Source organism: Streptomyces sp. NPDC101166 (assembly GCF_044768125.1).
GTDB lineage: Bacteria > Actinomycetota > Actinomycetes > Streptomycetales > Streptomycetaceae > Streptomyces.
In genome coordinates, this window is sequence record NZ_JBIWPF010000016.1 from 21,924 (window position 1) to 42,029 (window position 20,106).

14 protein-coding genes are annotated in these 20,106 nt (G+C 72.5%); 9 read left to right on the top strand and 5 right to left on the bottom strand.

The annotated features are described in order from the left end of the window. Positions 1 to 73: 73 nt before the first annotated feature. The 3 genes from ACIRS4_RS26525 (at position 74) to ACIRS4_RS26535 (ending at position 2,734) form a co-directional block, all read left to right on the top strand. On the top strand, positions 74 to 1,231 hold the full coding sequence (locus ACIRS4_RS26525; protein WP_404200723.1) for an acyl-CoA dehydrogenase family protein: 1,158 nt from the start codon (positions 74 to 76) through the stop codon (positions 1,229 to 1,231). Between the two features lie 35 nt (positions 1,232 to 1,266). Further along, positions 1,267 to 2,133, top strand: a complete 867-nt coding sequence (locus tag ACIRS4_RS26530) for an acyl-CoA thioesterase (protein ID WP_404200725.1) — start codon at positions 1,267 to 1,269, stop codon at positions 2,131 to 2,133. Positions 2,134 to 2,437: 304 nt separating this feature from the next. Then, a complete protein-coding gene (locus ACIRS4_RS26535) occupies positions 2,438 to 2,734 on the top strand; it encodes a hypothetical protein (protein WP_404200727.1) in 297 nt (98 codons plus the stop codon). Between the two features lie 37 nt (positions 2,735 to 2,771). On the opposite strand, the gene ACIRS4_RS26540 is transcribed toward ACIRS4_RS26535, so the two are convergent. Together ACIRS4_RS26540 and ACIRS4_RS26545 are read right to left on the bottom strand one after the other, a co-directional pair. Further along, complete coding sequence (locus ACIRS4_RS26540) at positions 2,772 to 3,560, bottom strand: phosphatase (protein WP_404200729.1); 789 nt, start codon at positions 3,558 to 3,560, stop codon at positions 2,772 to 2,774. A gap of 82 nt (positions 3,561 to 3,642) precedes the next feature. Continuing rightward, positions 3,643 to 5,124 (bottom strand): PucR family transcriptional regulator ligand-binding domain-containing protein, encoded by a 1,482-nt coding sequence (locus ACIRS4_RS26545; protein ID WP_404200731.1) that lies wholly within the window; start codon positions 5,122 to 5,124, stop codon positions 3,643 to 3,645. Positions 5,125 to 5,320: 196 nt separating this feature from the next. Between ACIRS4_RS26545 and speB the strand changes: the two genes are divergently transcribed. After that, positions 5,321 to 6,301, top strand: a complete 981-nt coding sequence (gene speB / locus ACIRS4_RS26550) for an agmatinase (RefSeq protein ID WP_404200733.1) — start codon at positions 5,321 to 5,323, stop codon at positions 6,299 to 6,301. Then, positions 6,298 to 7,980, top strand: coding sequence for a thiamine pyrophosphate-binding protein (locus tag ACIRS4_RS26555; RefSeq protein WP_404200735.1), 1,683 nt, complete (start codon positions 6,298 to 6,300; stop codon positions 7,978 to 7,980). The genes speB and ACIRS4_RS26555 overlap by 4 nt, the downstream gene beginning before the upstream one ends. 10 nt (positions 7,981 to 7,990) lie before the next feature. Here the strand turns inward: ACIRS4_RS26555 and ACIRS4_RS26560 are convergent, their stop codons facing one another. Further along, on the bottom strand, positions 7,991 to 8,800 hold the full coding sequence (locus ACIRS4_RS26560) for an endonuclease I family protein (protein ID WP_404200737.1): 810 nt from the start codon (positions 8,798 to 8,800) through the stop codon (positions 7,991 to 7,993). A 207-nt stretch (positions 8,801 to 9,007) separates the two neighbouring features. Next, complete coding sequence (locus ACIRS4_RS26565) at positions 9,008 to 11,296, bottom strand: ArnT family glycosyltransferase (RefSeq protein ID WP_404200739.1); 2,289 nt, start codon at positions 11,294 to 11,296, stop codon at positions 9,008 to 9,010. 182 nt (positions 11,297 to 11,478) lie between these two features. On the opposite strand from ACIRS4_RS26565, the gene ACIRS4_RS26570 reads away from it, so the two are divergent. The 4 genes from ACIRS4_RS26570 (at position 11,479) to ACIRS4_RS26585 (ending at position 18,247) form a co-directional block, all read left to right on the top strand. Beyond that, a complete protein-coding gene (locus tag ACIRS4_RS26570) occupies positions 11,479 to 12,333 on the top strand; it encodes a serine hydrolase (RefSeq protein WP_404200741.1) in 855 nt (284 codons plus the stop codon). Between the two features lie 101 nt (positions 12,334 to 12,434). Further along, entirely contained in the window at positions 12,435 to 16,148 is a 3,714-nt protein-coding gene (locus tag ACIRS4_RS26575) for an ABC transporter ATP-binding protein (protein ID WP_404200743.1), read from the top strand. A gap of 135 nt (positions 16,149 to 16,283) precedes the next feature. Then, positions 16,284 to 16,685 carry a hypothetical protein gene (locus tag ACIRS4_RS26580; protein WP_404200745.1) on the top strand — a complete coding sequence of 134 codons (402 nt, stop codon included), beginning with the start codon at positions 16,284 to 16,286 and terminating at the stop codon, positions 16,683 to 16,685. Positions 16,686 to 16,789: 104 nt separating this feature from the next. Then, positions 16,790 to 18,247 (top strand): S28 family serine protease, encoded by a 1,458-nt coding sequence (locus ACIRS4_RS26585; RefSeq protein ID WP_404200746.1) that lies wholly within the window; start codon positions 16,790 to 16,792, stop codon positions 18,245 to 18,247. 43 nt (positions 18,248 to 18,290) lie between these two features. On the opposite strand, the gene ACIRS4_RS26590 is transcribed toward ACIRS4_RS26585, so the two are convergent. Next, complete coding sequence (locus tag ACIRS4_RS26590) at positions 18,291 to 20,078, bottom strand: glycoside hydrolase family 3 protein (protein WP_404200748.1); 1,788 nt, start codon at positions 20,076 to 20,078, stop codon at positions 18,291 to 18,293. Positions 20,079 to 20,106: the final 28 nt, after the last annotated feature.

The following is a 20,106-nucleotide window of genomic DNA, read 5'->3' on the forward strand; positions in this document are numbered from 1 at the left end:
TGAGTCACCCCCGCGGCGAGCAACCAGGTACGCGAGAGCGGCGCCGGTTTAGGCGCACAGAAGGGTGGCGGCGGTGCGCCGTACGGTGTTCAACGAGGATCACGAGGCGTTCCGGGACACTCTCCGGGCCTTCATCGAGGCCGAGGTCGTCCCCGTCTACGACGAGTGGCTCGCCGCCGGCCAGGCGCCGCGCGACTTCTACTACAAGCTCGCCGAGCTGGGCGTCTTCGGCATCCGCGTCGACGAGGAGTACGGCGGCGCCGGCATCGACTCCTACAAGTTCGAGGCCATCCTCTACGAGGAGACCGCCCGCGCCGGCATCACCTTCGGCGGCTCCGGCGTGCACGTGCTGCTCGGCCTGCCGTACATCAAGCTCCTCGCCACCGACGAGCAGAAGAAGCGCTTCCTGCCGAAGTTCGTCTCCGGCGAGGAGATGTGGGCCATCGCGATGACCGAGCCGGGCACCGGTTCCGACCTCGCCGGCATGCGCACCACCGCCAAGCTCTCCGAGGACGGCACGCACTACGTCCTCAACGGCGCCAAGACCTTCATCACCGGCGGCGTCCACGCCGACCGCATGATCGTCTGCGCCCGCACCTCCGCGCCCACCGCCGAGGACCGCCGCTTCGGCATCTCCCTCTTCGTCGTGGACACCAAGGCCGAGGGCTACTCCGTCGGCCGCAAGCTCGACAAGCTCGGCCTGAAGACCTCCGACACCGCCGAGCTGGCGTTCGTCGACGTCAAGGTCCCCGTCGAGGACCTCCTCGGCGAGGAGAACAAGGGCTTCTACTACCTCGGCCACAACCTGGCCTCCGAGCGCTGGGGCATCGCCTACGGCGCCTACGCCCAGGCCAAGGCCGCCGTCCGGTTCGCCAAGCAGTACGTGCAGGAGCGCACCGTCTTCGGCAAGACCGTCGCCTCGTTCCAGAACACCAAGTTCGAGCTGGCCGCCTGCCAGTCCGAGGTGGACGCCGCCGAGGCCGTCGCCGACCGCGCCACGGAGGCCCTCGACGCCGGTGAGCTGACCCCCGCCGAGGCCGCCAGCGCCAAGTTGTTCTGCACCGAGGTCGCCCACCGCGTCATCGACCGCTGCCTCCAGCTGCACGGCGGCTACGGCTTCATGAACGAGTACCCGATCGCCCGCCTGTACGCGGACAACCGCGTCAACCGCATCTACGGCGGCACCAGCGAGATCATGAAGTCGATCATCGCGAAGGACATGGGCCTGTAAGCCGCCCGCAATCACCGGCGGATACAACTGACTCCATGAGCCAGGCACTTCAGGATCTCCTCGATCTGCTCGACCTCGAGCAGATCGAGGAGAACATCTTCCGCGGCCAGTCACGGTCCGCCGTCGTCCCGCGCGTCTTCGGCGGGCAGGTCGCGGCCCAGGCGCTGGTCGCCGCCGGGCGCACGGTCCCCGCGGACCGGCACGCCCATTCCCTGCACGCGTACTTCCTGCGCACGGGCGATCCGGGCGCGCCGATCGTCTACAACGTCGAGCGCATCCGCGACGGCCGCTCGTTCACCACCAGGCGCGCGGTCGCCGTCCAGCACGGCCGGCCGATCTTCACTCTCTCCGCGTCCTTCCAGACGTACGAGGAGGGCCTCGACCACCAGGCCCCCGTGCCGTCCTCGCCCGATCCGGTGAGCCTGCCCACCTCCGAGGAGCGGCTGCGCGGCTACGACCATCTGGACCCGGTCGTCGTGGAGAAGTTCCTGGAGGCCCGCGAGGCCATCGACCTGCGGTACGTCGACGAGCCGCCCTACGGCAGGTTCGGCGAGCCGCGCGAACCGCACAGCCAGGTCTGGTTCCGCACCAACGGCAAGCTCGCGGACGATCCGCTGCTGCACGTCGTGCTCGCCACCTACGTCTCCGACATGACGCTGCTGGACTCCGTCCTCCTCGCGCACGGCCGCGGCGGCTGGGCGGTCGGTGACGTGGTCGGCGCCTCCCTGGACCACGCGATGTGGTTCCACCGCCCCTTCCGCGCCGACGAATGGCTGCTGTACGACCAGGAGTCGCCGTCGGCGCACGGCGGCCGCGGCCTCGGCCAGGCGCGCATCTACACGCAGGACGGACGCCTCGCGGTCTCGGTGATCCAGGAGGGCGTGGTCCGGGTCCCGCGGTGACCTACGGCGGGAGGTACGGGGCGGTTTCCGAGATGCCGGGACGCCGCCCCGCGACTAGGCTCGGAGACCGAACGCCGCACGCGCGGCACGCCCGGCCGACCGGTTCCCGCATCACGCGGAACGCGTCCCCCGGCGATCGCCCCGAGACCTCGCCGGCCGTCCTCGTGCCCCCTCGACGCCTGCGGTGACATCCGGAAGACCCTCCCGCGACGTCTGTTCGCGGCTGCGGCCATCCACCCCTCCGGCGCCCTGTCGAACCGCTTCGAAGGGCGCGCGGGCGACGATGGAGCGAAAGGTGATTCCCATGCGAGCACAACGGGTGAGGCGTCTCGCCGTGACGTCGGCCGCCGGCCTGCTGCTGGCCGGCGGCATCGCGGTGGGCACGGCGGGCACCGCGTCGGCGTCCACCGCCTCCCTGGACCGCAACAACAGCCGCCACTGCCACGACGGCTGGTGGTACGGCGACTGCCATCGGGGCGGTTTCCCCGGCAACGTGGGCGGCGTCTACGGCCTGAGCCCGTTCTTCAACCCCTTCAACCCCTACAACTTCTTCTACGGGAACACCCCCTATTGGGATCTCTTCGGCGGCTTCCGGGGCTGACCGGGGCACGCCCCCCGGCTGAGGCCGCCCCGGTCCGTTACGCCAGTTGGGCCGCCCTGAGCAGGTAGGCGGTCATCGGGTCGTAGTGGCGCGGGCTGACCACATGGTCGTCCAAGGGCACCGTCACCTGCACGGTGCCCTCCGCCTCGGCGAGGAACAGCGCGGGGTCGTTGCAGTCGGCGTACCCGACGGAGTCGACGCCGTGCTGTCCGGCGTAGCCCGCCCAGCCGTGGTCGGCGACGACCAGGTCGGGCAGCGGGCGGCCCTCGCGCTCCAGGCCGGTCAGGATCGCCTTCATCGGCTCGCCCGAGTGGGTGTGCCACAGGGAGGCGCCGTGTTCGAGGACGGCCACGTCCGCGAACTGCATGACGTACCCCTCGTCCGTCTGCAGCCCGTCCGGGATGACGACGATCTCGCAGCCGGCCTGGCGCAGAGCCGCGGCGGTGGCGCGGTGCACGTCGAGCAGGCCGCCCGGGTGGCCGGTGGCGAACAGCACCCGCTGGCGGTCCTCGGCCGCCTTGCGCAGCCGGCCCGCCAGCCGGTCCAGGGCGTCCACGGTCAGCTCGGGGTCGATGGTGTCCTGCCCGTACCGGAACTCGGGGTCGTCGTTGACGCCGACCCGCTCCGCCATCACGGCGAGCACGTCCTGCTCGTCGGTCCAGCGGTCGCCGAGTTCCAGCCCGAGCCAGTAGTTGCGCACGCCGTTCGCGAGCTGGCGGTAGTGGGAGAGGTTGTTCTCACGCGGCGTGGCGACGTCCCCCGCGATACGGGTTCTGACGAGATGGGCGACGAGCTCGTCGCGACTGGGAGTCCCGGGTATCGGCATGCTCCTCATTGTGAGGCAGCCGCCGCCGTCATGAGGCGGCGACCGACCGCCCGACCTCGTCAGCCTCCCGGAAGTAGCCCCTTCACCCGCGCTTCAGCGCGAACCACAACTCCATGCGCACGTCCGGGTCGTTCAGGTCGACGGACAGGAGGGCGGCGCAGCGGGCCATCCGCTGGCGGACGGTGTTGCGGTGCACGGACAGGGCGGTCGCCGTGCGGTCCCAACTGCCGTGCAGGGAGAGCCAGGTGCGCAGGGTCTCGGTGAGCGCCGGGGCGTCGGCGAGCGGCGCGAGGAGGGCGCGGGCGTGCGCCTCGGCGTCGTCGGCCGGGACCAGGTCGGTGAGCGCGGAGCGGGCGCCGTGCCGGACCAGCGGGGTGCGCGTCGCGTGGGCGCGGGACAGGGCGCGGGCCGCCTGCACGTCGGCGACCGCCCACGCGCCGGGTTCCACGGCGGCGCTCACTCCGAGCGTCCACCCCTCCTGCGCGGCCGGCTCCCGCCCGGCCGGCACGAGCACCCTTACGACTCCGCCCTCGGCCCCCTGTCCGGTCCGCTCTGCGGAGTCGACCAGCGCCGACCCGAGCGCGGCCCCCAGCGCCGACGCGGCCATGGCGTCCGGCGCCCGGCCCTGCGGCCGCCCGTGCACCACCCGCCACCGCCCGCCGCCCAGCAGCGGGGCCACCTCCTCGGGGGCGGCCCCCAGGAGGAGGCGTACGAGGGCCGAGGAGTGGGCCGCCCCCGTGGCGGTCCGGTGCCCGGCGGTCAGGAGGGACAGCAGCACGGCGGCGACGGAGACGACGGTGTGGTCGCCGGGCTCACGCCGCGAGGCGGCCACCCCGAGCACGAGACCGCGCCCCGCGCCCAGTGCGTACGCGGTGAGACGGTCGCCGCCCGCGGCGGTGTCGCTGGCGGTCGCGGAGCCCCGCGCGACGACGGCCCGCGCGAGCTCCGCCAGCGCCTCCCGCGTCCCGCCCGTCGGCTCCCGCCCCGCCGCCGCGAGCTCGACGCCCTCGGGCCGGTACAGCACCGCCCAGCCGCCCACGCGCCGGGCCAGCTGCCGCAGGACCGAGGGGACGGGGTCCGGACGGGAGGCCGCGGCGGCGAGGCTCTGCTGCGCCTTCGCCACCCGGCGCAGTTCCGCGTGCCGGGCCTCGGCCATCAGCTGCCAGACGGCGCGGGCGACCCCGGAGAACGTGGTCTGCGGCGGCACCTCCAGCAGCGGCAGCCCGTGCGCGTCGCAGGCCGCGACCAGCGCGGGCGGCACGCTGTCGTGCACCGGCGCCAGCCCGAAACCGAGCGCGGCCCCGCCCGCCGCGACGACCCGGGCGACGTAGGAGTCGAAGTGCTCCTCCGAACCCGCCGCCTCCGGGATGTGCACCCCCGCCGTCAGCAGCAGCTCACCGCCCAGCAGGTACGGGTAGGGGTCCGCCATCTCCGAGGTGTGCGCCCAGTGGACGGCCAGGCCGGGGCCGGACGGCCCGGCGATCTGCCGCAGGCCCAGGTCCTCGCGGGCCAGCAGGGCGGCGAGCGGCACCGGCGGAGTGGGCGGGACCGCGGGATCGGGCATGGTGTGCAATCCATCCATTCCGAGCGTCGAGAGTGGAGGAAACGTACACTTCCGGGCCCCGTCGCGGCCACCTAGGGTCGGCACGCGCACCGAGGCCCGAACTCGTGTCCGACCCCGTTGTGGCCCCCCCAGTACAGTCGTCCCCAGCGGTACAGAGCAGTACATACGCGACCAAGCGTAGGAAAGAAGGCAGTTCATGAGCAGCAACGAGACGCCGCGCGGCCCGGTCGACTCCTCGCGGATCCCCCGGTACGCCGGTCCCGCGACCTTCGCCCGGCTGCCCCGCCTCGACGAGGTCGGCCGCGCGGACGTCGCCGTCGTCGGCGTGCCGTTCGACTCGGGCGTCTCCTACCGGCCGGGCGCCCGCTTCGGCGGCAACGCCATCCGCGAGGCCTCCCGGCTGCTCAGGCCGTACAACCCGGCGCAGGACGCCTCCCCGTTCGCCCTCGCTCAGGTCGCGGACGGCGGCGACATCGCGGTGAACCCGTTCGACATCCACGAGGCCGTCGAGACCGTGGAGGCGGCCGCCGACGACCTCCTCGGCACCGGCGCCCGTCTGATGACCCTCGGCGGCGACCACACCATCGCCCTGCCGCTGCTGCGCTCGGTCGCCAAGAAGCACGGCCCGGTCGCGCTGCTCCACTTCGACGCCCACCTCGACACCTGGGACACCTACTTCGGAGCCGAGTACACCCACGGCACGCCGTTCCGCCGGGCGGTCGAGGAGGGCATCCTCGACACCGAGGCGCTCTCCCACGTCGGCACCCGGGGCCCGCTCTACGGCAAGCAGGACCTCACCGACGACCAGAAGATGGGCTTCGGCATCGTCACCTCGGCGGACGTCTACCGGCGCGGCGCCGACGAGGTCGCCGACCAGCTGCGTCAGCGCATCGGCGACCGGCCGCTGTACATCTCCATCGACATCGACTGCCTGGACCCGGCCCACGCCCCCGGCACCGGCACGCCCGAGGCCGGCGGCATGACCTCCCGCGAGCTGCTGGAGATCCTGCGCGGCCTGGCCTCCTGCAACCTGGTCTCCGCGGACGTCGTCGAGGTGGCCCCCGCGTACGATCACGCCGAGATCACGTCGGTGGCGGCCTCCCACACGGCGTACGAACTGACCACGATCATGTCCCGCCAGATCGCCGCGGCGCGTGAGGAGAACGAGGGCAAGTGACCCACGACCACGACCTGGTGCTCCGTCCGACCGCCGCCCAGACGGAGGCCGCGCTGAACCCTCGCGGCCGCACCGGCGGAGACCTGGTCGTGGAGACCCTGGCCGGGCTCGGCGCGACGACCGTCTTCGGCCTGCCCGGCCAGCACGCCCTCGGCGTGTTCGACGCGCTGCGCCGCTCCGGACTGCGCTACGTCGGCCTGCGGGTGGAGAACAACGCGGGCTTCGCGGCGGACGCCTACGGCCGTGTCACCGGCGAGGCGGCGCCGCTGCTGCTGTCGACCGGCCCGGGAGCGCTGACGTCGCTCGCCGCGCTCCAGGAGGCCGCGGCGGCCAGCGCGCCCGTGCTGGCGATCGGCAGCCAGGTGCCGAGGGCCGGGCTGGGCGGCGGCCGTCGGGGCTATCTGCACGAACTCCCCGACCAGGCGGCCTCGTTCAGGGGCATCGTCAAGTCCGTCCACATCGTCCGCGCCCAGTCCCAGATCCCCTCCGCGATCGAGGCGGCCTGGAAGTCCGCGCTGACGGCCCCGCACGGCCCGGTGTGGGTGGAGATCCCGCAGGACGTCCTGTCGGCGGCGACGCCGCTCCCGGCGGTCACGGTCGGGGACGCCTTCCCCGAGGAACTGCCCCCGCGCCCCGAACTCACCGCCGTGGCAGCCGACCTGCTCTCCCGCGCCGAGCGCCCGGCGATCATCGCCGGCGGCGGGGTGATCCGGGCGGACGCCTCGGGCAAGTTGCGCAAGCTCGCGGAACGGCTGGACGCGCCCGTGGTGACGACCTTCGGCGGCAAGGGCGCCTTCCCCTGGAACCATCCTCTCTCCCTGCGGTCCTGGCTGGAGGACCGCCACACCACCGACTTCCTGGAGGACGCCGACGTCCTGCTGGTCGTCGGCTCGGGCCTGGGCGAACTGTCGTCCAACTACCACACCTTCGCGCCCCGGGGCCGGGTGATCCAGATCGAGGCGGACCTCGGCAAGCTGGAGGCGAACCACCCCGCGCTCGGCATCCACGCGGACGCCCGCCTCGCCCTCCAGGCGCTGCTGGAGACGGTGGACGAGCGCCGTGACCCCGCCGCACCGGAGCGGGTCCGCGTCCTCCTCGCGAAGGTCGCCGACCGCATCGCCGCCCAGGAACTCACCTTGGAGCAGGACGTGTTGGCGTCGGTGCGCCAGGCGCTCCCGGCCGACTCCCCGTCCTTCTGGGACATGACGATCCTCGCCTATTGGGCCTGGTCCGCGTTCGACGCCGAGGGGCCCAACCTCATGCACTCCGCCCAGGGCGCGGGCGGCCTCGGCTACGCCTTCCCGGCGGCGCTCGGCGCGGCGGCCGCCGACCCGACCCGCCCGGTGCTGGCGGTGTCGGGCGACGGCGGCGCGATGTACTCGATCGCCGAACTGGCCACCGCGAGGCAGCACGACCTGCCCGTGACCTGGCTGATCGTGGACGACGGCGGCTACGGCATCCTGCGCGAGTACATGACCGACGCGTTCGGCCGGGCCACGGCCACCGAGCTGACCGGCCCGGACTTCGTCGCGCTGGCCGAGTCCTTCGGCGTGCCGGCCACGCGCACGACCCCGCAGGCGCTGCGAGCCGACCTGGCGCGGGCTCTCGGGGCCCCCGGCCCGTCGGTGGTCGTGCTCCCCGCGGCCCTGCGCATGTTCGCGCCGACGCACCTGGACTGACGGCGCTCCGCTACCAGATGGCCTCGACCCATTCCGGGTGGTCGATGAACGGGTTGCGGTTCTTCTGGTAGGTGTCGTAGATGACCTGGTTGCGGCGCTCCTCGAAGGCGCTCGGCGGGTCCTGCTCGTTCCACTGCTTGAGGACGGAGAGCTTGCCCATGTAGGGGTTGCTGTTGTTGTTGACCTTCTCGTTCGGCTCGAGGTCGGCGAAGCCGTCGCCGCCGTCGTAGCGCACGGCCATGTAAAGGATCATGCGGGCCACGTCGCCCTTGTCCGCGTCGCGCGGCTCGAAGGAGTCTGAGTCCGTGAGGCTGCCGCCTCCGCCGCTGACCGCGCTGCCGCCGTTGTCGAAGTCCTTGTTGCCGCGGATGCTGTTGACCTGGACGTCGGCCGCGCGCAGGTGGTGCAGGTCGGTGCCGGGACCGGTCACCTCGCCGAAGTCGCCGTGGGACTTGGCCCAGGTGTGCTCGCGGTTCCAGTCGCCGAGGTCGCCGCCGTTGAGGGACTTGCTGCGCGAGACGCCGCTGTACAGCAGGATCACGTTGTTGCTGTTGTTCGGGTCCTGGTCGGTGACCTTCAGCGCGTTCCAGACTGCGGAGTACGAGATCTTCGTCTGCGGGGTGATGATCGTGTGCAGGGCCGACTTCAGGCTCGTCCCCGATTTACCGATCGCGTTCTTGTAGTACGTCTGGTCGTACGCGGTGGTGGTGGCCGCGGCGGGGGTCGCGGTCAGGGCGGGGGCGGTGAGGCCGACCAGGACGGCGGAGGTGGCGAGGGCCATCGTCTTCCACCGGCGTGAGCGGGGCGTCGCAGCCAGCATGTGGGGTGTCCGATCTACGCGGGTTGAGGGAGGCGGCAATCGGGAGAGTGACATGCACATGCGGCCTTGTAAATGAATCCGACGTGTCGATCGGATGACGGAAAGCGGCAAGTCAGGTTTTGTCTACGCGAGTTGACTGAGGCGGAGGTGCGAGGACGGCCCCCGGCTCGGTCGAGCGGGGGCCGTCGGTGAGGTGGTGGCCTGATGTCAGCTGACGTCGGAGGCGTCCAGGCGGTAGATCGTCGCGGAATTGGCGTCGGAGTCGGAGCCGGCGTCGGAGCCGGCGTCGGAGTCGGAGGTGTTCGCGCTCTTGGACGTGTCGCGCGTAGTCGACTTCTGCGTCGCCGTGGCGGAGCTGTACTCGCTCTCCTCCACCGCCGTCCCGTTCTTCCGCACCCACGCGGTCACCTCGGAGCTCGCCGTGGAGCCCCCGCCCGGGCCGCCACCCATACCGCCGCCGAGCTGGACGTAGTGCAACTCGCCCTTCTTCACCAGCTCCTTGAGCTTGGCGAGGGTCATCGCGTTGTCGCTGCCGGACCAGCCCCACATGGAGATGACCGGCTGGCCGCTGCTGAGGACGAGCTGCGCCGCGCTCTGCGAACTGGACACCGCCAGCAGCCACTTGGCGCCGTCCCGGTTCTTCTTCAGGTACGCGATGAGCTCGCTGCTCGCGCCGCCCATCCCGCCGCCCGTTCCAGGGCCCATCCCGCCTCGGGACATCCCGCCCGGGGCCGTTCCGCCGCCCGTGCCTGCGCCCGTTCCTTCGCCACCGAGGCCGCCCGCGCCGGAGGGAGGCGTGCCGCCGGCCGTTCCGCCGCCCGGCAGTTCGCCCGCCCCGGGGAAGCCGCCGGCCTGGGCGCCGCCGGTCTGCCCGCCGTCGGCCTGAGCGCCGCCCTGGCCGCCGCCCGGGAACCCGCCACCGCCACCGGGGCCGCCCCCGAAGCCGCCGTTGCCCGTGGTCGGGCCGGCCGTCGGGTTGACGCCGCTCATGCCGCCTCCCGTGCCCGCCGGCACCGACCAGGCGTACGCCGCCGGTCCCGCCACCGCCGCGACGACCGCCGCGGCCACCGAGGCGGCCAGCAGTCGCGCCCTGACGCCGGAACGGAACACGAACAGGCCCGTGATCGCCAGCGCCATGACCACGCCGACGGACGGCCACAGCCAGGTGTTCCAGCCGGACGCCCGGCGCAGCAGCACGATCGCCCAGACGGCGGTGACGCCCAGCGCGAGCGGCAGCGCCCACGCCCAGCGCCGGTCGGTGCGGAACGCGCGCAGCAGCATCGCGCCGCCGCCCCCGCACAGGGCCGCGATGCCGGGGGCGAGCGCGGTCGTGTAGTACGGGTGCATGGTGCCCTCGGCCAGGGCGAAGGTCAGGTAGTGCAGCAGTGTCCAGCCGCCCCACAGCAGCAGCGCGGCGCGGGTGAGGTCGGTGCGGGGCGCGCGGCCGCGCAGGACGAGGCCGGCGACGAGGGCGAGGGCCGAGAAGGGGAGCAGCCAGGAGATCTGCCCGCCGAGGACGTCGTTGAACAGCCGGCCGATGCCGGCGGCCCCGGAGAAGCCTCCGCCTCCGCCGCCCCCGCCCCCGCCTCCGCCTCCGCCGTTGCCCTCGCCGCCGAAGATCCGGCCGAGACCGTTGTAGCCCATGATCAGGTTCCAGGCGCTGCCGTCGGTGGAGCCGCCGATGTAGGGCCGCTCGCCGGCCGGGACCAGGGACACGGCCGCCGCCCACCAGAAGCTGGACACGGCCAGCGCCACCCCCGCGACCAGCAGGTTGACGATCCGCTTCACCAGCGTCGGCCCGGCCGCGTACAGGTAGACCACGAAGACGGCGGGCAGCGCGATGTAGCCCTGGAGCATCTTGGTGTTGAAGGCCAGTCCGAAGCACACGGCCGAGCCGACGAGCGGCAGCAGCCTGCCGTCGCGCACGGCCCGCAGGGCCAGCGCCGCGCCGCCCGCCATCAGGAACACCAGGAGCGTGTCCGGGTTGTTGTCGCGGCTGATGGCGACGGTGATCGGGGTGAGCGCGAGCACCAGCGCGGCGATCGCCGCCGCGCCGTGGCCCCAGACCCGCTGGACCGAGGCGTGCACGATCCAGATGGTGGCGAGGGCGGCCAGGACCAGCGGCAGCATCATCTGCCAGGTGCCGAAGCCGAACAGCCGGCAGGACAGGCCCATCACCATCAGGGCGAAGGGCGGCTTGTCGACGGTCAGGAAGTTCCCCGCGTCCAGCGAACCGAAGAACCAGGCCTTCCAGCTCTGGGTGCCGCTCAGCACGGCGGCGCTGTAGAAGCTGTTGAGGGACGAGCCCGAGAGGTTCCAGGAGTACAGCGCCGCCGCCAGGACCAGGGTCGCGAGCAGCGCGGGGAGCGACCAGCGCGGCGCCCGCTCCGGTGGCGCGGGCGTGGCTGACGACGCCGACACCGACGACGACGGAGCCGTCGAAGGCCGGTCGGGGGAGGCGGTCGGCTGGGGGAGGGGATCGGTGGCTGAGGTCACCCTTCGGATGCTGTACGCCGGTCGTGGGTGGCCGCTGTGCCGAGCCTGGCCGTCGCCTGTGAAGACGCTCCGGCATCGGGTGAGGGCCGCAAGACGCTCGCCGCTCGCGGATACCTGAGCGCTTCCCTCGCCAAGGCCCTTCGCCCGTACAACTTTTCGACGAACTCGTGTGTCAACTTCGCATGACCAACCGGACATTCAGACGCACGAGGAGACTGCTCGCCGCCACGATCGGCGTGGGCGTCCTCGTCACGGGTGTGGCCGCCGCCTCACCCGCCGCGGCCGCTCCTCCCGCCGTCAGCTGCACCTCGGCCAAGGCGGGACTCGCCGCCAAACTCAAGAAGGACATCACCGCCGCGCTCGCGGGCCGCGCCGGCACCGTCGCCGTGGGCCTCTACGACCGCAGCACCAACACCACCTGCACGCTGCGCGCCTCCACCGCCTTCGACTCCGCCAGTGTGGTCAAGGTGACGGTCCTGTCCGCCCTGCTGTGGGACGCGCAGAAGACCAGGCGCGGCCTGACCGCTCGTGAGCGGACGCTCGCCACGGCCATGATCACCAAGTCGGACAACGCCTCCACCACCGCCCTGTGGAACCAGCTCGGCCTGACCAAGATCAAGGGCTTCCTCGCCACCGCGAAGATGACGCAGACCAAGCCGGGCGCGAACGGCTACTGGGGCCTGACCCAGATCACCGTCACCGACGAGCAGAAACTGCTCGGGCTGCTCACCGCCAAGAACGCGGTGCTCCTCGACTCCTCCCGCGCCTACGTCCTCCGGCTCATGAGCCAGGTCGTGGCGAGCCAGCGCTGGGGGACGCCGTACGGCAAGCCCGCGAACGTCACCCTCCAGGTCAAGAACGGCTGGCTGTCGCGTGCCACCAACGGCTGGCGCGTGCACAGCCTGGGCGCCTTCAAGGGCGGCGGTCACGACTACCAGATCACCGTCCTCACCCACGGCAACAGCACGATGAACTACGGCATCGCCACCATCCAGGGCGTCGCCAAGGTCATCCACCGGGACCTCGCCGCCTCCTGAGCCCGCCCCGCTCCCATGGGCCGGAACGTGACGGAGGGATGAAATCCGCTCCCTTCGGCGTTGGTGCCTTCCGGTAGATCAGGACGACCGGAGGGCACCGCGTGGAACCGCAACGGGGATGGACGAGGAGACTGGCGAGCTGTGCGTGGCGCCATCCGGCGGACGTCGTCCTGGCGCTCGTCTCGTCCCTCGCCGGCATGGCCGTCATGGCCGTCGTCCCGCTGATCACCAAGGTGATCATCGACGACGTCATCGGCGGCCACACCCGCTCCATGGCCCCCTGGGCGGGCGCCCTGGTCGCGGCCGCGGTCCTCGTCTACGGCCTCACCTACGTCCGCCGCTATTACGGCGGCCGGCTCGCCCTCGACGTCCAGCACGACCTGCGCACGGAGATGTTCGCGACCATCGCCCGGCTCGACGGGCGCCGGCAGGACGAGCTGTCCACCGGGCAGGTCGTCGGCCGCGCCACCAGCGACCTCCAGCTCATCCAGAGTCTGCTGTTCATGCTCCCGATGACCATCGGGAACGTCCTGCTCTTCCTGATTTCCCTCGCCGTCATGGCGTGGCTGTCCCTGCCGCTCACCCTCGTCGCGGTGGCCGTCGCTCCCGCGCTGTGGTGGATCGCCCGGCGCAGCCGCCGCAGGCTCCACCCCGCGACCTGGTACGCGCAGGCCCAGGCGGCGGCCGTGGCCGGCGTGGTCGACGGCGCGGTCAGCGGTGTGCGCGTGGTGAAGGGGTTCGGGCAGGAGGAGCAGGAGACCGGGAAGCTCAGGGAGGTCGGCCGCAGGCTCTTCGCGGGCCGGCTCCGCACGATCCGCCTGAACGCCCGCTACACCCCGGCCCTCCAGGCCGTTCCCGCCCTCGGCCAGGTCGCCATGCTCGCCCTCGGCGGCTGGCTGGCCGTGCGCGGGCACATCACCCTCGGCACCTTCGTCGCCTTCTCCACCTACCTCGCCCAGCTCGTCGGCCCGGTCCGCATGCTCGCCGTGGTCCTCACCGTCGGCCAGCAGGCCCGCGCCGGCACCGAACGGGTCCTGGAGCTGATCGACACCGAGCCGTCGATCCGGGAGGGCGTCAAGGAGCTGCCCGCCGACGCGCCCGCGACCGTCGAGTTCGACGACGTCTCCTTCGCCTACGAGGACGGCCGTCCCGTCCTGGACGGCCTCACCTTCGAGATCCGCCCGGGCGAGACCCTCGCCGTCGTCGGCTCCTCCGGCTCGGGGAAGTCGACCGTCTCCCTGCTGCTCCCGCGCTTCTACGACGTCACCCGGGGCGCCGTCCTCATCGGCGGCCACGACGTGCGCGAGCTCACCCTCGACTCGCTGCGCGCCGCGATCGGCCTGGTTCCCGAGGACTCGTTCCTCTTCTCCGACACCGTCCGCGCCAACATCGCCTACGGCCGTCCCGACGCGACGGACGAGGAGATCAGGGCCGCCGCCCACGCCGCACGGGCCGACCGGTTCATCGACGAGCTGCCCGACGGCTACGCCACGAAGGTCGGCGAGCACGGGCTGACCCTCTCCGGCGGCCAGCGCCAGCGGATCGCCCTCGCCCGCGCCCTCCTGACCGACCCGCGCCTGCTCGTCCTCGACGACGCCACCTCGGCCGTGGACGCCCAGGTCGAGCACGAGATCCACGAGGCGCTGAAACACGTCATGGCGGGCCGCACGACCCTCCTCATCGCCCACCGCCGCTCCACCCTGAACCTCGCCGACCGCATCGCCGTCCTCGACGACGGCCGGCTCGCCGACCTCGGCACCCACGAGGAACTGCAGAAACGCTCCGCGCTCTACCGCCGCCTGCTCACCGACCCCGACGAGCTCGGCGGCGTCTCCCCGGGCCACGTCCACCCCGCCCCGCCCCGCGAGGACACGTCGGTGCGTGAGGAGCTCGACGCCGAGTTCGACGCCGAACGGGGGCTCACCCCCCGGCTGTGGACGGGCGAGCGCACGCCCAGGGACGCCGCGCTCGACGGCGCCCCGGCCACGCCCGAGCTGCTCGCCCAGGTGGAGGCGCTCCCGCCGGCGACCGACGTCCCCGAAGTCGACGAGTCCCGCGCGGTCACCCCCGAGGACTCCTACGGCCTGCGCCGGCTGCTGCGCGGCTTCGGCAAGCCCCTGCTGATCAGCCTCGGCCTCGTCGCCGTCGACGCCGGCATGGGCCTGCTGCTGCCGGTGACGATCCGGCACGGCATCGACGACGGGGTCGGTCGGGCGGCGCTGGGCGCGGTGTGGGCGGCCTCGGTGCTCGCCCTGTGCGCCGTCCTCGCCCAGTGGGCCGCGCAGAGCGGTGAGATCCGGATGACCGGCCGCACCGGCGAGCGGGTCCTGTACGCGCTGCGCCTGAAGATCTTCTCCCAGCTCCAGCGGCTCGGACTCGACTACTACGAGCGTGAGCTGACCGGCCGGATCATGACGCGGATGACCACCGACGTGGACGCGTTGTCGACGTTCCTGCAGACGGGCCTGGTCACCGCGTTCGTCTCGGTCGTCACCTTCTTCGGCATCATGGTCGCCCTGCTGGTGCTGGACGCGGAGCTCGCGCTCGTCGTGTTCGCGACCCTGCCGCCGCTGGTCGTCGCCACGTACTTCTTCCGCCGGGCCAGTGTGAAGGCCTACGAACTCGCCCGTGAGCGGGTCGCGTTGGTCAACGCCGATCTCCAGGAGTCGGTGGCCGGGCTGCGGATCGTGCAGGCGTTCCGGCGCGAGCGGGACGGCTCCGCGCGGTTCGCGGAGCGCAGCGACGACTACCGCCGGGCGCGTATCCGCGGCCAGTGGATGATCTCGGTGTACTTCCCGTTCGTGCAGTTCCTGTCGTCGGCGGCCGCCGCGGCCGTCCTGGTGGTCGGCGCGGGCCGGATCGACGACGCGACGCTCACGACGGGCGCCCTGGTCGCCTACCTCCTCTACATCGACCTGTTCTTCGCCCCCGTGCAGCAGCTCTCCCAGGTCTTCGACGGCTACCAGCAGGCCACCGTCTCGCTGGGCCGCATCCAGGAGCTGCTGCGCGAGCCGGCGTCCACGAAGTCCGCGGACGAGCCGCTCCAGGTGCTGTCGCTGCGCGGCGAGATCGCCTTCGAGGACGTGCACTTCCGCTACGGCCCCGACGACGATCCCGAAGAGGCCCTGACCGGGATCGAGTTGAGGATCCCCGCCGGGCAGACCGTGGCCTTCGTCGGCGAGACCGGCGCGGGCAAGTCGACGCTCGTCAAGCTGGTGGCCCGGTTCTACGACCCGACCTCCGGCCGGGTGCTGGTCGACGGCACGGACCTGCGCTCCCTGGACCTCACCTCGTACCGCCACCGGCTCGGCGTCGTGCCGCAGGAGGCCTACCTCTTCCCCGGCACGGTCCGCGACGCCATCGCCTACGGCCGCCCGGACGCCGGCGACGCCGAGGTGGAGGCGGCGGCGCGGGCGGTCGGCGCGCACGAGATGATCGCCACGCTGGACGGCGGCTATCTGCACGAGGTCGCCGAGCGGGGCCGCAACCTGTCCGCCGGGCAGCGGCAGTTGATCGCGCTGGCGCGCGCCGAGCTCGTCGACCCCGACGTGCTGCTCCTGGACGAGGCGACGGCCGCCCTGGACCTGGCAACGGAGGCCCAGGTCAACCAGGCCACCGACCGGCTCGCCGGCCGCCGCACCACGCTCGTGGTCGCCCACCGGCTGACCACGGCGGCGCGCGCGGACCGGGTGGTCGTGATGGACCACGGCAGGGTCGTCGAGGACGGCGCGCACGAGGAACTGCTGGCGCTCGGCGGACGGTACGCGGCGCTGTGGCGGACCTTCGTCGGGGAGCCGGTCGCCACGTCGGGCTGACGGGCCCGCGCCCGTCCCGTGCCGCGACGGGGCAACCGTTCACCCCGTCCGGTGCGTCCGTACATCAGTACGGCGGTACACCAGTGCCGCCGTACGGGCGTACGACGATGGCGGCGGAGCGGGGAGGCGCGGACCGTGGACCTTGGTGCGACACATGGGCGGCCGACGGCCGCACTGACCGCGCTGACCGTGCTCATCGCCTCGGTCCTCCTGGGGCTGCTGACACCGGGCAGCGCCGAGGCCGCCGCGGCCGGGCCCTGCGCCGGCCGGAAGGTGCGGATCGTGACGTTCTCCACCGGCTCGGTGCACGTCTACAACAACCACGGCATGGTCTGCGCGTACACCGTGCAGAAACGTCCCGGCGCGAACAAGCGGATGTCGGTCAGCCTTCAGGCGCGCGGTCACCGGCCCCGGCAGCTGGCCGGCAACCGGACCGCCCGGATCGGGCCGGTCGACGTCTACGCCGGCCACCGCTGGGTTCTGGTCAGGGGCTCCGTCGGCTCCGGCTCGGGCAGTTCCGGCTGGTTCCGCTCCTGACAGATGCGGACGTTGCGGGCATCCGCGCCCAACCCCCTCTGGTGTGAAGGGTGTTGCTCCGATAGCTTCCGGCACATCCGACTCACAGGGAAGGGTGCACGCGCATGCGCAAGGCGCTCAGATGGCTGCTGGCGTTCACCGTGCTCATAGGCATGGCGAGCACGGCCCAGGCGGCCACCGCCTCCCCCACGCTCGACACCGCTCGCGCGGGGGGACCCCCATCGCCCGAAGCCGCAGACATAAAGGACCGGCTGCTCTCCATACCGGGCGTCAGCCTGATCCAGGAGAAGCCGTACCCCGGCTACCGCTACTTCGTACTGAACTTCACCCAGCCGGTGGACCACCGGGACCCCGCCAAGGGCACGTTCCAGCAGCGGATCACCGTGCTGCACAAGGACGTCAGCCGGCCCACGGTCTTCTACACCAGCGGCTACAGCGTCTCCACCAACCCCGGCCGCCGCGAGCCCACGCAGATCGTGGACGGCAACCAGGTCTCCATGGAGTACCGCTTCTTCACCCCGTCCCGCCCCGAGCCCGCCGACTGGTCCAAGCTGGACATCTGGCAGGCCGCGAGCGACCAGCACCGCATCTTCACGGCCCTGAAGGCGATCTACCCGAAGAAGTGGATCTCCACCGGCGGCTCCAAGGGCGGCATGACGGCCACCTACTACGAGCGCTTCTACCCGCGTGACATGGACGGCGTGGTCGCCTACGTCGCCCCCAACGACGTGGTGAACGACGAGGATTCGGCCTACGACCGCTTCTTCGCCACGGTCGGCACCAAGGAGTGCCGCGACCGCCTGAACGCCGTCCAGCGCGAGGCGCTGGTGCGCCGCGAGCCGCTGGAGAAGCGGTACGCCGAGTACGCCGCGGCCGAGGGCCTGACCTTCGACACCATCGGCGGCCTGGACCGCGCCTACGAGGCCGTCGTCCTCGACTACGTGTGGGCCTTCTGGCAATACAGCCTGCTGTCGGACTGCGACTCCATCCCCGACGCCAAGTCCGCGACGGACGAGGAGATCTGGACCTCCGTCGACACGATCTCCGGGTTCTCCGCCTACGCCGACCAGGGCCTCGCGGCGTACACGCCGTACTACTACCAGGCGGGCACCCAGCTCGGCGCGCCCACCATCCGCTTCCCGCACATCGAGCGCCAGTACATCCGCTACGGCTACCAGCCCCCGCGCGACTTCGTCCCCCGGGACATCCCGATGCGCTTCCAGCAGTTCGCCATGGGGGACGTCGACGCCTGGGTGCGCCACCACGCCCGCCACATGCTCTTCGTCTACGGCCAGAACGACCCGTGGGGCGCGGAGCCGTTCCGCCTCGGGCACGGCTCGAAGGACACCTACGTCTTCACCGCGCCCGGCATGAACCACGGCGCGAACGTCGCCGGACTGGTCGCCGACGAGAAGGCCCTCGCCACGGCCCGCATCCTGGACTGGGCGGGCGTCGCACCGGCCGCCGTCAAGGCCGACGCCGCGCAGGCCAAGCCGCTGGCCAGGTTCGACGCGAAGCTGGACGTGCGCGACGTGGAGCGGGAGCCCACCCTGCACCCGTGACGCCACCGGGGCGCCGCGCTACCCGGTGTGCGGCGCCCCCAGGTCAGTAGGTCAGGCCGTGGCCGACCGGATACAGCGTGCGCGTCGGATCGTCGGCGCGCCGCACCGGCACCGGCAGCCGCCCGTGCGGGGGCACGACTCCGGCGATCACCCTGGCCGCGGCACGCAGTTCGACGTCGGTCCAGGAGTAGGCCGCCAAGTACGCTCGCACCTTCGGCAGCTGAGCCACGTCGTACGGGTTGCGGACGGCGACCGCGACCGTCGGCCGTCCGGTCGCCAGCAGCCGCTCCACGAGAGTTCGCTGCGCGCTGTCCGCGGTGACCTCGTACGTCGCCGCCACCACCGCGTCGGCCTCGCCCGCCCGGGCCACCGCGCGGTCGATGACGGCCGCGGACGGGGCCGTGCCCGTGGACAGGGCGGTCGCCGTGAAGCCCAGCGCGTTCAGCGCGGCGGCGAGCACGGATGTGGGCGGGCCCGTGGTGCCCGTCGGGGAGGCCGGATCGGCGCCCACCACCAGCAGCCGGCGGTGCCTGCGGGGCGACAACGGCAGCAGCGGACCCTCGTTCACCAGCAGCGTCGTCGTCCGCTCGGCGATCCGGTCGGCCGCCGCAAGATGCGTCCGCGCGCCCACCGTCCGCCGCACACCGGCCCGGCTGACGTACGGGTCCGCGAACAGGCCCAGCCTCGCCTTCAGCCGCAGGATCCGCAGGACCGACTCGTCGAGCCGCGCCTGCGTCAGCTCCCCCTCCCGCACGGCCCTCACCACGGCGTCGAAGGCGACGTCCAGCCTCGGCGGGTTGAGGAGCTGGTCGACGCCCGCCTTGAGCGCCAGCACGGGGACCCGGTCGTCGCCGTACTTGGTGCGCACGCCCTCCATGTCCAGGGCGTCGGTCACCACGACCCCGTCGTAGCCGAGGCGTTCGCGCAGCAGACCGGTGACGACGGGCCGGGAGAGGGTGGCCGGATCACCGCCGGCCGAGTCCAGCGCCGGCATCAGCAGATGCGCGGTCATGATCGAGTCGACGCCGGCCGCGATCGCCGCCCGGAACGGCACGGCGTCCAGCTCCTCCCACACCTGACGGCTGTGCGTGACGACGGGGAAGCCGTAGTGGCTGTCGACGGCGGTGTCGCCGTGCCCCGGGAAGTGCTTCGCGGTCGCCGCGATCCCGGCCGACCGGTAGCCCCTGATCTCCGCGTCGACGAAGCCGGCCACCGCCTCCGGGCCGGCCCCGAACGAGCGCACGCCGATGACCGGGTTGGCCGGGTCCACGTTCACGTCGGCCACGGGGGAGTAGTTCTGCCGGATGCCCATCGCGCGCAGCTCCCGGCCCGCGATCCGCCCGAGCGTACGGGCGTCGGCACGGGAACCGCCGGCGCCGATCGCCATCGCGCCCGGGAACAGGGTGGCCGGCGCGCCGACGCGGGCGACGATCCCGTGCTCCTGGTCGATGGAGATCAGCACCGGCAGCCCGCGCGGCCGCCGCAGCGAGGCCCGCTGGATGCCGTTGGAGAGGTCGGCGGCCTGGAGGGGGTCGCGGGTGTTGTGGGCCCAGGTGAAGTAGATGATCCCGCCGACGTGGTAGCGGTCGATCAGCTCGGCGGCGCTGCGCACGCCCAGCTCCCGGAGGTTGGCCTCGGCGTCGGCCGGGTCCGGATCCGTCGCCGAGTGACCGTACACCCGGGTGACGAAGAGCTGGCCGGCCTTCTCCTCGACGGGCATACGCGCGATCAGCGCGCGCAGGCGGCGCTCGTCGGCGCGGGCGGTGCCGCTGAGGGAGAGGGCCGCGGTGAGGCCGGCGGTGGCGGCGAGAACGGTACGTCGGGAGGGCATGTGCGCTCCTTGCGGGGACCGGAGGGGT